Source organism: Polaribacter aestuariivivens (assembly GCF_005885675.1).
GTDB lineage: Bacteria > Bacteroidota > Bacteroidia > Flavobacteriales > Flavobacteriaceae > Polaribacter > Polaribacter aestuariivivens.
This window is the reverse complement of the sequence record NZ_VANR01000003.1, coordinates 333,169-348,435: the sequence shown is the minus strand read 5'-3', so window position 1 is coordinate 348,435 and position 15,267 is coordinate 333,169. Positions and strand designations below refer to the sequence as shown.

The 15,267-nt window shown below is 31.7% G+C and carries 8 protein-coding genes; all 8 read right to left on the bottom strand.

Going from position 1 to position 15,267, the window contains the following annotated elements; genetic code table 11:
- Positions 1-20: 20 nt before the first annotated feature.
- From FDT66_RS07500 to FDT66_RS07465, 8 genes are read right to left on the bottom strand one after another with little or no spacing between them, the layout of a single operon-like run.
- Positions 21-1,799: a T9SS type A sorting domain-containing protein gene (locus FDT66_RS07500; protein ID WP_138535550.1), complete on the bottom strand. Its 1,779-nt coding sequence runs from the start codon at positions 1,797-1,799 to the stop codon at positions 21-23.
- Between the two features lie 55 nt (positions 1,800-1,854).
- Positions 1,855-3,705, bottom strand: a complete 1,851-nt coding sequence (locus FDT66_RS07495) for a sulfatase family protein (RefSeq protein ID WP_222927912.1) — start codon at positions 3,703-3,705, stop codon at positions 1,855-1,857.
- 35 nt (positions 3,706-3,740) lie between these two features.
- Positions 3,741-5,246, bottom strand: a complete 1,506-nt coding sequence (locus FDT66_RS07490; protein WP_246034784.1) for a sulfatase family protein — start codon at positions 5,244-5,246, stop codon at positions 3,741-3,743.
- A 10-nt stretch (positions 5,247-5,256) separates the two neighbouring features.
- Positions 5,257-8,559, bottom strand: a complete 3,303-nt coding sequence (locus FDT66_RS07485) for a tetratricopeptide repeat protein (RefSeq protein ID WP_138535548.1) — start codon at positions 8,557-8,559, stop codon at positions 5,257-5,259.
- 51 nt (positions 8,560-8,610) lie between these two features.
- Positions 8,611-11,448 carry a sugar-binding domain-containing protein gene (locus FDT66_RS07480; RefSeq protein ID WP_138535547.1) on the bottom strand — a complete coding sequence of 946 codons (2,838 nt, stop codon included), beginning with the start codon at positions 11,446-11,448 and terminating at the stop codon, positions 8,611-8,613.
- Positions 11,449-11,452: 4 nt separating this feature from the next.
- On the bottom strand, positions 11,453-12,220 hold the full coding sequence (locus FDT66_RS07475; protein WP_138535546.1) for an SGNH/GDSL hydrolase family protein: 768 nt from the start codon (positions 12,218-12,220) through the stop codon (positions 11,453-11,455).
- Positions 12,221-12,229: 9 nt separating this feature from the next.
- Entirely contained in the window at positions 12,230-13,645 is a 1,416-nt protein-coding gene (locus FDT66_RS07470) for a sugar porter family MFS transporter (RefSeq protein WP_138535545.1), read from the bottom strand.
- 14 nt (positions 13,646-13,659) lie between these two features.
- A complete protein-coding gene (locus FDT66_RS07465; protein ID WP_138535544.1) occupies positions 13,660-15,267 on the bottom strand; it encodes a sulfatase in 1,608 nt (535 codons plus the stop codon).

Sequence of the window (15,267 nt, the reverse complement as noted above, 5' to 3'; positions counted from 1 at the left end):
CTAATTTATTTTTAAGCTTTTTATTCTGTAATTAAGAATCCTTTTGATATAACAGAGTTGTTTTCTATCAATTTATAAAAATGCATTCCGTTATCTAAATTGTCTCTTTCAACAATTATTTCGTTACTATTTATGTTACTAATTTTCTTTACTTCTTTACCAATAACATTGTAAATAATTAATTCTGCATTTGATAAGTTTCGTGGAAGTTTAAAAGTACACTGTATTGTAAATGGAGTTGGATAAACCAACACTTCATCACCTTTAAAATTTTCTACAGAAAGCGAATTAGACACATCTATTACAAATGTGGTAACAGAATATGCAGGAGCGTTGTATGAAATATTTTTATTTGATAAAACGCCTTTTTGTGTAATAGAATTTACCATTTTTTCTTCTGTATTTTCTCCTGTGCTAGAAGTAGAGCCAGAAGTTCTAAATGTTTTAAAACTATTTATGTTAGAAAAATTTTTTAAATCTACATTGTAACTTCTAGCGTTTCCAGAATTATTTACAATTACAAAAACAGCTTCATTTTTATCTGGACTTAATGCAGCCAAAGTACTTCCATTATTTGTATTAATAATACTGTACCCAACTTTAATAAAGTTAGTAAAGTTTTTTCTGCAATAAAAACCCCTTGTTTTATTAAATGTAGGTGTTTTATATGGGTTGTTTTCGTCCCAGTTTGTTTGATGTATCATTCCCCAACCATCGTCTCTAGACATCAATTGCCAATCACACCAAACAGTAGCTTTTAAATTTCTTAAATCTTCTACTAATCTGTAAGCCATATCATAATGTCTGGCAAACCAACCTCTACCATTTCTTTGCCAACTTAAAGGACCTGTTTCTGTTTGCCAAATAGGTTTGTTACCATTTTCCTTTGCAAATGTTGCTAAATCTCTTTTATCCATCCAATCTCCAGCATAACTATGTGTTGTTATTTTAGCGATTCCATTATATTCGTTTGGATTATTATTTTTTAAAGAGGTCATGTTTGATAAAGACCATGTAACTTTAGAGTTGTCTGACCCAGATAGTTTAATTTCTGGAATACCTAAAGCATTTTTTCTTTGCCATAATCTCCATAAAATTTGTGCCTGTGTTTGAGGATAAATTGCAGAACCTTCTTGATTTCCACCTTTTTTCCAATAACCAGAGGTTGGTTCATTAAAAGGAACAATATAACTTACATTCCAAGAAGGATATGTTGTTTTAAGACCTTTTGTTGCAGAAGCTAAATAATCTGCAAAATCATCTATGAATTCTGGTTTTAAATTTTCTGAAGTGGCATTTACATTTCCTGCAGAACATTCACCATAAGTCATCCACCAAGGTGGAGAATAAGAAATCATCTCTGTAATAATATCTCCTTTATCCGCTCTTAATTCTGCAATTTTATTCATTACTTTAATTTGGCGAACATCTTTGGTTAAATCGTAAGTACCCCAACCTTCATTATCCGCTTGTGGACTTCTATAATTTGGTATTAGAGCACCATCTTTTCTAAAATGATCTCCTTCAGTACAATTAGGATTTTCTCCTCCAGCAATGTTAAAACGAAATACATTTAAGTTTAAATCATTTACTGCATAACCAGCTAATTCTTCTACAACATCATCTCCCATACCACCTGCTAAGTTTGCCCACCAAGCTAAAGAAACTCCCCAACCTTCTATAGTTTGGTGTTCTATTTCTGGATCTACCACAACATTAGATTGTGCATTTGTATTGTTGATATACAAACAAAACGCTATAATAAAGAGCACTCTAATATTTATATTTTGTGATTTCATGTTTCTGTTTTTTAACTTTAAATTAATTTTTAAAGTTATTTAATTTTTTCTCTATTTACTTTTTTGATGTTTCTGTAATTGTTAAAAAATCGCTACAAGCTGCTTGCACTTTATACGGATGATTTGTTTTTTTACATACTGCTTTTATAGTTTCTAAAAACGGTTTCTTGTTTTCTATATACAACAGATAATTTATGGTCATTAAAGCCAATTCAGAATCATCGCTTTTACTGTATTTAATAAGTATTTCTTCTGCTTTTTTATCTTGAAAATTCTCATATAGAATAGCTGCCGAAGTTATTTTTACTGGCGGATATGAATCTTCTAACGCACTTAAAAGTTCTTTCTTATGTGTTTTGATGGTATTTACATCTTGACTCATCAGCCCAATAACTGCCCAATATCTTATAATTTTGTTGTCACTTTTTAATAGCTTAAGCTGTTTTTTTACAACTTTTTCTTCTTTTTTACCAGATAATAAAGCTGCTTCGTATATTTTTTTAAAAGGATAATTTTTGTCATCCATTCTATACTTGTATGGCGTTGTGTTCTTAGATATCAAACCAATCTCATATTCTGGTACAAAATGTATATCTCTAGCTTTTAAAACAGCCTTGTTTAGTTGTTTTCTCATTTTCACCAAAACATTCTTGTACGATGGATTTTCAACTAAGTTTTCTGTTTCCCAAATATCATTTTCAATGTCATAAAGCACTTCAATTGGACGCGTAGCAAAAAGACTTTTCTGTAAAGAATTTAATTGTTTATTCTTAAAATCTTTTCGCATTTGCTGAGTAATATCTGCAATTTCCAAATAATTTATGTAACGCATTTCTGGCATAAAAGGCATAAAATTTCTAGAATATACAAAACGACCATCTGTAATAGTTCTTGTTAAATCTGGTCCATTATCTGCTCTGTCTGTAGAAAGTAATAGGTGATTTCTTTCTTTGTTTCTATTTTCACCAATTAAGTTTCTACCTTTTAAATATTCTGGCGATTTTCCTCCAGCAAGATTTATAATGGTTGATGCTAAGTCCTCAAAATTTATCAATTCATCAGAAACTGTCCCTTCTTTTCCCCAAGGAGAAAGATGCTTGAATTTTTCTGGAAATTTTATGATAAAAGGCACTCTGTAGCCATAATTTATTCCGTTTGTTTTTCCTCTTGGCATTCCTTCTCCATGATCTGCAAAAAAGAAAATAATGGTACTTTCCATTAGACCATCTTCCTTTAATTTATCAAGTAAATCTCCAATTCGATTGTCTGTTAATTTTATCGAATTATAAACTCTTGCAAAATGCTTTCGCATTTCTGGAGAATCTTTATAAATAGGGGGCATCTCAAAGGCACTGTCTGCAATTTTATCTTCTTCTGGTAAATGATTCCAAACATTTTTCACATACCAATCATAAGACATTGACATGGTTCTTGATTGATGTGATTCTGGGAAGTTAAACACAGAAAAAAAAGGTTGATTTTCATTTTTATCTCGCCAAGTGGCTTTGTTAGAACTTTCGTTCCACGCTTCGTTTATAAAATCTTTTTCATTTGCAATATTATAATCCGTTTTATAATTATTGGTAGTATAATAACCTTGTTGTTTTAAATAATATGGAAAACCCTTTATAAAAGCTGGAATAGGGTAATTGCTTCTATGATTACCACTTCCCATTTTATACGGCGGCACTCCTGTAATTATTGCAGATCTACTTGGTGAACAAACAGTTCCTGTAGAAAATGCATTTGTAAAACGGATTCCTTCTTCTGCTAACTTATCTATATTTGGCGTACTTGCATTTTCATTGCCATAACAACCTATAAACTGAGGTGAAGTATCTTCAATTGTAATCCATAGAATATTTGGCTTTTCTTGAGCAGAAAAACTACTTACTATGAGGAGCAAGAAAAAAACTATTATTCTAGTAGATTTTGATATCATTATTTTAAAATTTCTTGGAGTTTTTGCTCCATTTTTTTGATGATTTCTGGGTGATTTTCGGCAATGTTATTTTCTTCTGATGGATCTTTATCTAAATTAAATAACTGAATTTCTTTTCTAAAACCTGGATCTACAAACTTTTGAGTAATCCAACCTGGAACTGGTTTGTTTTTTGGCTTGATGTATTTCCAATTTCCCATTCTTAATCCATACGTAAAAGCTTCCTCCAAAAGGAATTCTCGTCCTTTTTTAGATTTTCCTAACCAAGCATCTATATGATTTTCACTGTCTGGAGCTGCTTCTTTTTCAATTTTTTGATTTACTAGACTTGCTAACGAAGCATATAAATCTACTTGAGACAATAAAGCGTCACTTTTGCCTGGTTGTACTTTTGCTGGCCAATGTACAATTGTTGGCATTCTTGTTCCTGCTTCATAAACAGAGTATTTTGCACCTCTATATGTTCCTCCAGGTTTATGTTCTCCAAGAAGTTCAATGGCATAATCTAAATATCCATCGTCTAAAATTGGACCATTATCACTAGTAAAAATGATTAATGTATTTTCTAATACATTTTGTTTTTTAAGCGCTTTTGTTATTTCTCCAACACACCAATCCATTTGTGCAATAACATCTCCTCTTGGACCCATTGTGCTACTTTCTACAAATTTTATATTGGCAATTCTTGGTTGATGAATATCATGCAAAGAGAAATACAGAAAAAATGGATTATCTTTTTCTTCAGCAATAAAAGATGTTGCTTTTTCAGATAAAACAAATGGTATTTTTTCATCGATCCAAAGTGCTTCTTTACCACCTTTCATATGACCAATTCTGCTAATTCCGTTTGTAATAGCTCCTTGATGATAAGGATCTGTATGCATTTTTAACATCTCTGGATTTTCTCTTCCTAAAGGATAACCACCATCAATTCTAGCTCCATAACTTACCGTAATTGGATCGTTTGGATTTGAGTTTACGACTCTCTGATTTTCTAAAAATACGGTTGGAACTCTATCTCCAGTTGCAGGAATTAAAAAACTATAATCAAAACCTACTTCTTTTGGACCTAAATCTATCCTATTGTTCCAATCTATTTTTCCATTTCCTAAACCTAAGTGCCATTTACCAACTACACCAGTTTTGTAACCAGCTTTTTGTAGCATTTTTGGTAAGGTTTCTTTTTTGGTATCGATAATTAATGGAGCATCGCCTTCTAAAATTGCAGCATTATTTCTAAATGCATAACTTCCTGTTAATAAAGAATAACGAGAAGGTGTACACGTTGAAGCAGAACTGTGCGCATCTGTAAAATTTAATCCGTTTTTTGCGAGTTCGTCTACGTTTGGTGTTTTTACACCAATTGCTCCATTTACACCAATATCACCATAACCCAAATCGTCAACATAAATAATTACAATGTTGGGTTTTGAATTTTGACTAGATGCTAAAAACGGAATTAGCATCAGTGTTAAAAAGGTAATATTTTTAAGTTTTTTTATCAAAATTATTTTTTTAGTTTAAAACTGAAACCATTTTACTGTGAATGTGAGCTGGCATGTGTGTTAAATTTGTTTCTTTAACTTTTTCGAAAGCTGCTGTTGCTTCTTCTTGATTGCCCAAACCTAATTGACCTAAACCAACTAAATAATCACAATGGATTTGGTTTATGACATTTAAATCTTCTTCCCATATTAATAAATCTGGTAATGAAATCGCAAAGTAATCTAGCTTTACATCGTCTTCACAATGCTCTTTACCATATTCTAAAAGCTTATTAAAACGAATATTTGCTTCTTTTTCATTACCTAGTTTTTGCAAAGCCAAACCTTGGTAAAATATTTTATCTGGTTGTTGGTCGTTATAAAATATTGCAGGACTTGGATCGCTTAAACCAATAGAAGCTTTTGTGAAAAATTCAGTTGCTTTTTCTTTGTTTCCAAGACCTTCGTGAGCACAACCTAACCAATAATCGATATCATTTTCTACAGTTCCTTGCAGCTTTCCTTCACCTAAATTATGAGGAAAAGTTTTAGCATCCATTAAAAGCTCTATTGCTTCTTCGAAATTGTGTAAGTTGATGTGCTTTTTAGCCAACTCTACTTGCGTAGTTAAATACTGAAATGGTACCTTTCCTTCACCTCCTTCCCAAGGATGAAATTGACGTTTTTCTATGAGTGATTTTGCTGTTTCAAAATCTCCTTTTAAATTATTTAGAGTAATTAACTCCAAATATAAATCGTCTCTTGAGTTTGTTAAATCAATATGTTTTTCTAATAAAGCCAGACGTTCTTCTACAGAAACGTTTACTTTTTTATAGAACTGATCTAACTCCATTAATAATCTTGCATCTGTATTGTCTAAAGAAAATGCTTTTTCTAAATGTTTTTGTGCTAAATCTCTTTGATTGGTTTTGTTGAAGTATAACAACGCCAAATTACGATGTGTAATTGCAAAACTATCGTTTAATTTTACAGATGTTTCCCAGCAAGTTTGTGCTTCATCATATTGTCTGTTTGCATACCAAAAGTTTCCTAAGTAATAGAAAGCTTTACAATCTTTTGGATTTGCTTTTGTAGCAGCTTGTAATGCTAAAACTTCTTCTATTTTATTTGGGAAACAGTATTTGTCTGACATTTGAGATGCTTTTTTATAACATTCTAATGCATTTGTACTATCTCCTTTTTGATCATAATACCAACCCATAAAGTAATATACCATTGGGTATACCTCTTTGTTCTCTTCCGTAAAAACTTTTAATAAAGAAATTGCTTCATCAAATTGACCAGCCATTGCATAATCTAAAGAGAACTCATTATAATTATGTGCATAACCTCTAATGATTTCTTTAAACTGCTGTAAATCTTCTTCTTTACCAGAAATTAAATAGCGCTCGTATAAAACTCCGAAGTTAAAATTATCAATTGCTAAAGAGTCCTTTATAAGTTGATTAGTTTCTTCTGTTTTGCCTAATTTTCTTAAAATAATTACTTTTAAATGTCTTGCTTTGTGATTGTGCCAGTTTTTAATTAGAGCTCTATCAATTAAATCTAAAGCTTTATCTAAATCACCTCTAAAAGTATCTATTTGTGCCAAGTTAAAATATCCTGCATCTTGCCATTGTGCATTCCAACATCCTTTAAAGAAACTTGCATATGCTTCATCTTTTTTACCTAAGAAATTTAGTGTAATTCCTCTGTTAAAATATGCTTCACCATCATAAGGATTTGGATTGTGATTCGTTAATGTGCTAATTGCTGTATCAAAATAAGAAACGGCTCTTTCTAATTGTCCTTTTCTTAATAATAATAAGCCCATTGCATTATTACATCTTACATCTTTAGGGCTTCTTTTTAACGCTTCTTCATAATAATCTGTTGCATTAAAAGTCGCATGCCTGTATTGTTCTAAATGTAAACCTTGTAAAAACAAACCTTCTACAGTTTCTATTTCACTTGGTGCTTTTGCTGCTTTTGCTGCTTCTGGAATTTCTGTTTCAATATCTTTATCTGTTTCCCAAGCAACTAAAGTGTTTCCATTTTTATCTGCAACAGTTATTTTTAAATCATCAAATTTTGAGCCATTGATCTCTATCAACTTTTCGAAACCCTTTTTAGGAGAAAGATTCAAAACCTCTTCAAACAAGACTCCATTTTTACCTTTTAGCGTGATTTTACCATCATTATAAGTTGACGTCACATAAACTTTTACTAAAGCTTTTCCATCTTTAATTTCTAAGTTTACCAACGCTTCTTTTGTAGCATTTTTTACAACACCCACATTGTAGTATGGCATAAAATATTGCTTGAAGCTTTTTTCTTCATAAGGATGCATCCAAGAAAAATCTGGTTGGTTGTCTGTATAAACACCACACATTAATTCGATATATGGCCCATCTTCGTCTGTTAAATTTCTATCCCAAGCTTTACCAAAATCTCCATTACCCCAAGTCCATTGTTTTTTCCCTGGTGAAACATTATGATCTGCAACATGTAACAAACCTCCTTTAGAATCATTTTCGTAACCACCAACAAAGTCATATTTAGATGTAATTGCCATATAACTTGTTGGTACAGGAATGTTCTTATAGTTGGAAATATCTGTGCCTGGTGAATAATCTACTTTATAATATTCTCCTTTTGCAATTGGAAATTCTGAAACATCTCGTTTTCCATGATCAAAAACTGCATTAACATCTGGTGGAAACACAGATTGATAATGGTCGTTTACTGCCACTGCAGGATTTGCCCACCATAAAAAAGTTTGTGGATGTGGAGTTCTATTATATAATTGTGCTTTAATTTCTATATATGCTTTGTCTGGATGCAATGTAAAACCAGCCATTCCTTTTGTACGGAACATTCTTTCTAATTCACTTACCCAAACAGTAATACTACCATCTGCATTTTCTTCTATATTAGAATCTGTTGGGTCGTAAGTACTTGGTCTGTGATGTTGTGGCCAGTTAAATTCGATTCCACCAGAAATCCAAGGACCTGTTAACCCAACTAAAGCAGGTTTAATCACGTGATTGTAATACACAAAATGACGCTCTCTTACCTTATCGTAAGCCATTTGAATTCTACCTCCTAATTCTGGTAAAACCATCACTTTTATATATTCATTTTCTATATAAATAGCGTTCCATTCTTTATCTACTTTGGTGTCGCTAATTTTCTCGATTACAGGATGTGGATATACTGCTCCACTACTTGCTTGATATACTCGTTTTTCTAAAAAAACTGGATATTTTTCAGGTGTGCCTACTTCGTAAGTGGGTATTACCACTTTTTCTCTCCAAGCTTTAACTGTTTTCATAATAGTAATTTTAAATTTTTAATATTTTGGTTTGGTTGACCTTTTATGTTTTTATTTTAATAAAGAGTTAATCTGATTTATTTCCACAACAGTTTCTGGATTAAAATCTTCACTTGTCATATATTTCTTTAAACTGTATAACAGTTGTTTTGCCTCTAATCTTTCATCAATATTTGTATGTAAATCTATACCAGACATGATTAGTTTTCCTTTACCTATTTTTGCTTCAAACACTAAGCCTAATCTTCTATTTTTAAACCAATCGTCTACAACTCTCACAATTGGTGTTAATTGAGGTAAATCATCTAAGATAATAGCATTTGAATTTGTCATAGCATCCCACCATTGCCAGTTAGAATGATATTCTGTTGGAAAATCTGTCAGTGCAGGATTTTCAGGATCACACAAAATACCAAGCGTATGAGGTTTTTGTCCATTGGTCCATGAGGTATTCCAAAAAATACTAGAAAAACCAATACCAATATCTCCACCTTTGCCACTTGCAATGTCTCCTTTTGTGATGTTGAATAACACATTACCTCCATTTTGAAGATAATTAATTGTATTTACATCTAATTTATCTACAACTTTAACTGTGTTTTCATTGGAAATTGTAGGTGTTTCATTTGGATATACCCAAAAATCCCAAGTGTTTTGAAATTCATTTACACCTACAGAAAGGATTAACTTCTTAGCTTTATCAACTTTTGAAAGTGGTAAATTAATTTCACCTAATTGAATTCCGTTTCCAATTTCTATATCTTTTTTATCTAAATTTCCTTCTGCAAATACTTCATTTTTAACATCTGTAATTTTCCAAGTTGGAGTAACATCTTTTAACATGTTTTCTCCAAAATGAGCTAATTCAACTTTTACATTTAAGGTATCTGTGTTTTGAAATGTTCTTTTTGCAAAACGTGCCAAAGGAACTGTTTGACCACTAAATGCTCTAAATTCTTCTGGAGAAATATATCCTTTTTCATCCCAGAAAGGATCTAAAACACCAACTAAAGCTGTTCCTTGTCCAGGAAAGTCGTGTAAATCTAAAAGTTGAAAACCGGCCATATTTTTTGTTCTTAAAGAAGCTTCAATATCTGCTTTGTAACACAGTGCTTGTAGTTTACCTGAAGCCATTAAAAATTGCTTAGATAAATCGCCCATGCCATTTTCTTCTAATGTTTCTTTAAAAATTTCGAAGTTTTTAGGCTGTAAAACACCTGTATATTTAGACATTTCTTCGAAGTTAGGATACACACACCATTGACCAATTTCATGACTTACATATGGCATTGGAGTTCTGTTGATAATATTACTATAGTCGAACTCCGTTTGCGGTGCTTTTGCATTGATAATACTGTTCAGATTTTGATTCCATTTTTGGATTCTTGCCTGAAAATGATTGTAATAATCCATATTATCTAAATATGCCCAACCAGCAGCACTCGTGTACATTCTTCTGTTGTCTAAATTTTTGAAGTGCTCAACATAGTCTTTTAAATAACTCACATGATTTTTTCCACTAGGCTCGTTTCCATATGCCATCATTACAAAAGATGGATGATTACCATAAGCATTTATAATATCTTCACCTTCTTTATATAACCATTTATCAATTTGATCTCCATCACCAATTTTTGTCCAAGCAGAAGCTTCTACTTGTAAATAAACTCCTTCTTCATCTGCAGCAATAAAGGCAGCTTCTGGTGGACACCAAGAATGAAAACGCATGTGGTTTAAACCGTGTTTTTTAATTGTTTTGTAAATACGTTTCCACTCATCTACATTTGTTGGTGGATAACCTGTTAGTGGAAAAATGGCGCATTCTAATGTTCCTCTTAAAAATACAGGTCTATCATTTATAGAAAATTGCTTACCATTTACTTTGAAGTCTCGCATTCCAAAATCGATAGTTTTAGAATGTTCTATGTTTTTAGATTTTACAGTAATTTCCATCTCATAAACGTTAGGATTAAATTCGTCCCAAAGTTTTGGATTGTCTCCCATATTATAATTTACTGTAATGTTATCATCACCATTTATCGTAATTTCTTTTTCAAAAACCTCTATAGAATTTCCTATGGCTGATTTTTCTTTTGCTTGTAAAATAAGTTGAACTTTTTGTTCGTCTTTGAAACTATTCTCAAGTTGAATTTCTGCTTTTACATTTTTGTCTGCGACATTTGGATACATCTTTACATTACCAACTGATATTTTTGGTATTGCAATTAAATTCATATCACCAATAATACCATTCCAATTACTTTGTGTGTTATCTGAAACACTATGTGCATCTATACCAACATCTATATCTTTTACACGATTATCAATTCTTATAGATAACATGTGTTTTCCTGGAGTTAAAAAACGTGTTAAGTTGTAATTGTGTGCTGTACCTAAACTATTTTGTGTACTCACTTCTATATCATCTACCCACAATGTAGATTCCCAATGAACTCTTTCTAGAAATAAATGTATCTCTTGATTTTTCCAATCTTCTGGAATTTCTACTTCTTTTTTATACCAAGCAGCACCAACGTAATGTTTTTTTGGAGTTAGCCAAAACGAAACTTTTGTGTTTCCTTTTTGTCTATATTTTTCCATCTTTGGGTCTTTGTACCACAAACTGTCATTCCACATACTCCCTGTCCAAACAGTTTCTGCTGTAACTTCTTTTCCCTTGTCATTTTCTGTCATTGATCCAGGAAGTTTCACTGTTTCAGAAAAATCATTAGAAAACCATTTTTCAGCAACTCCTCTATCTAAAGAATCGATTTTAAAACTCCATTCGCCAGACAAATCAATTTTATTATTCTTGTTATTTCCGCAAGAAATTAGGGCAATAATCGAAAGAAATAAAATGTAATTTTTTATGTTTTTGTAAAAAGGCATTGTATTATTTATTTTTATTGTTTGGTTGATTTTTAAAATATTCAAAAATTGCATCTGCCACAAATTGATGCCCTTTTTGATTGATATGATTATTTTGTGACATATATCCTATTAAAGGTTCTGTCATAGCTAATTCTTTAAATAACAAGTAACTATCTATTAAACCTACATTGTATTTTTTTGCCAAAGCTCTTATTTGAGCACTATGTTTTGCAAGAGGTGTATCTTCTGAAGTAATATCTTCCCTTAAATCTGGAGTTGGAGTTAGTAAAACTACTTTTGTTCCGTAAGCCAGAGCTTCTTGAATCATCTGTTCCCAAGCAATTTTCGCTCGTTCTAAACCTATACCTCTATCATTTAAAGCATAATCTATAAAAAGCACATCTGGTTTGTAATTTAAAACCTCTGTTTTAAATCTTTTGGCACCTTGTTCTGATTGCTCACCACCAATTGATGTTGTAATTGTATTTACTACAGAATACGGATAATAGTCGTTTACTTTTTTTAATGTTCTAAAAGGATATGCCTGCAAACGATCTACGACACCTTTTGTAGTATAACCTGTTGGCACAGAATGCCCGTGAAAAACCAAGTTCACAAATTCGTTATTTGGCCATTTTTTCTTCAGCTTTACCTTAATGGAATCTAAATATGTCTCAGAAATATCTTGTTTTAAAGACGTATTTATTTTTTGTTGCGCACAAGCAAAGTTCACGCTTAGTAAAAAGCTTAACGCAAAAAATATGTTTATTTTCTTTAAATAAAATATCATTTTAATAAATTATTTATCTTTCGTTAACTCAATTTCAATTTCTTCTAAACTCTTTCCTTTCGTTTCTGGCAATTTATTTTTGATGAATAAAAAGCCTAACACACAAATAACACTATACACCCAAAATGTACCTGAAGCTCCTAAAGCATCATTTAAAATTGGAAATGTAAATGTTAATATAAAAGAAGCCACCCATAAAGCAAATGTTGCTATAGACATGGCAACTCCTCTAATTTTATTTGGAAAAATTTCTGATAAAACTACCCAAGTAATTGGTGCTAAAGACATTGAATAGATTGCAATTGCCGTAAGCACCAATACTAAAACAGGCCAACCTGTATATTGCATAAAATATGCACCTCCTAAAATAGCATACACCAAACCTAAACCAATTGAGCCGAAAAGCATTAACTTTCTTCGTCCCCAACTATCTACAGTTCTCATAGCGATGATGGTAAAAATTAGATTTACACTTCCTGTAATAACAATATTGAATAACATGTCACCCACTGTGTAACCTGCTGCTGTAAAAATTTCTTCAGCATAGTTAAAAATTATATTAATACCACACCATTGCTGGAAAATAGCCAGTACAATACCAACAATTAATATGGGTTTTACTTTAGGACTTTTAAAGTCGGAAAAATTGATTTTTGCAGTTCCGCTTTCTTTTAATGTTAAAGCAATATTTTTTACTTCTTGTTCTGCATAAGCTTCTCCACCAATTTTAGCCAATACATTTTTTGCTGCTACTTCATTGTTCATTTTCATTAAAAAACGAGGGCTCTTAGGTACTAAAAACATTAAGCCAAAGAATAAACCTGCCGGAATTAATTCTGCCCAAAACATCCATCTCCAACCTGTTTGTCCGTTCCAAGAAGCTAACATAGTTGCTTCATCTAAAACAGGTTCTGCAATTAAATAATTTGCAATTTGAGCTACTAAAATTCCGATAACCAAAGTCAATTGATTTATCGCTACAAACTGCCCTCTATATTTTGCTGGTGCAATTTCTGCAATGTACATTGGTGATAGTGTTGAAGCTAAACCAATACCCAAACCACCTAACAACCTATAAAAAATAAAAGGTGTAAAATTATCTACGTAACCAGTACCAAATGCAGATAATGTAAATAATACTGCTGCAATGATTAATGGTATTTTTCTACCAAATTTATCTGCAAAGAAACCAGAAATAATAGCTCCAAAAATACACCCAATTAAAGCACTACTCATTGCCCAACCTTGTAACGTTGGTAACTCACTAATATCAAAATACAATTCGTAAAATGGTTTTGCACCACCTATAACTACCCAATCATAACCAAATAAAAAGCCACCCATAGCAGAAGCTAATGCTAAGAAAAGCAAATAGGTAAAATTAAATTTTGTTTTTTCTGTTTTTATGGATTGATTTTCTATCATGATATTTAAAATTATTAGTCTTTGGTTAAACTGCTATTATACCAATCTTCGTTTGGTTTAAAATCTTTCTTCAAGAAGTTTTTACGCTGATTTTCTAAATTTTGAAGCATCCTTGTTTTTCTTCTATTGTATAATTCTTCTGCTTTTTTAGCATCATAATTTTTATTTACAGTAGGTACTTTTGCATCAACACTTTTTAAATAAGTATTTAATTCTGTGCGTAAATTTTTTGCAATAGTTTCGTTTTCTTTAGCAATATCGTTTACTTCTTTTGGGTCTGTACTTAAATTGTATAACTCATCACGTCCATCTTCATAATAATGAATTAATTTATATTCATTTTTTCTAATGATACTTACTGGCTCTCCTCCTTGGTTTCCATAATGTGGATAATGCCAAAATAAAGCACGATTATCTAAAGATTCACCTTTTAATAACGGAACCAAACTAACACCATCTATGGTTTGTTTTTCGCTTTTAGAAATGCCTGCCAAATCCAATAAAGTTGGATAAAAATCTACTCCAGTAACTGGATAATTAATAGATTTTGGTGCATTTTTTAGCATAGGCGCTTTTATCAAATAAGGTTCTCTTATACCACCTTCCCATTGATATCCTTTACCTCCTCTCAATGGAAAATTTGTAGTAGAAAAAGCATCACCACTTGCAACACCTCCATTATCTGAAGTAAAAACAATAATTGTATTTTCGTCTAAACCTAATTCTTTTAACCTTTTTAAAACTACACCAACAGCATCATCCATAGACTCTACTAAACCAGCATAAATAGGGTTGTCTTGAACAGTTCTTATGGGTAAAATACGCTCCATTTCAAAACCTTTTTCTGAAATTCCTTGTGCTTCTGCTTTGTTTCGATATTTATTCCACTTTTCTTGTGTAGTTTCAATTGGTCCATGAACTGCATAAAAAGATAAGAAAGCAAAAAATGGTTCATCTTTATTAGCAGAAATAAAATCTGCTGTTTCTATAGCTAGTCTTTTGGTTAGGTTTTCACCTTCATATTTATAATCTAACTTTGGATTTTCCCAAGGTGCATAAAAGCCTCCTTTTGGGCTTCCAACTTCCCAACCACCAACATTAATATCGAAACCGTTATTTTCTGGCGAGTAAGGCTCATCTCCTACATGCCATTTTCCAGCGAAAAAGGTTTTATAGCCTCCAGATTTAAAAGCTTCGGCTAGTGTAATATCTTCTTCTGGAATTGCATGAATATATTCTGGTGGTAATACTTTGGTATTTTGTCTTTTTCCCCACTTTTCTCCAGTTAATGCACCTATCCAATCTGTAATTCCATGACGTGCTGTGTTTTTACCTGTTAACACACTAGCTCTAGAGGGACTACAAACTTGTGCTGCAGCATATCCTTGAGTAAACTCTACACCTTCTTTTGCAATAGCATCAATGTTTGGTGTTTCGTAATAATTACTTCCTGCAAAACTAAGATCATGTGCCCCTAAATCATCTGCAAGAATAAAAACCACATTAGGTTTTTTAACTTCTTTTTTTTCTGATACACTTTTACTTTTACACGCTTGTAAAACTGTAGCTGTAATAAAAATACCTAGCGTTAATTTAATCGTTATTTTAAAAATATTCTTCAT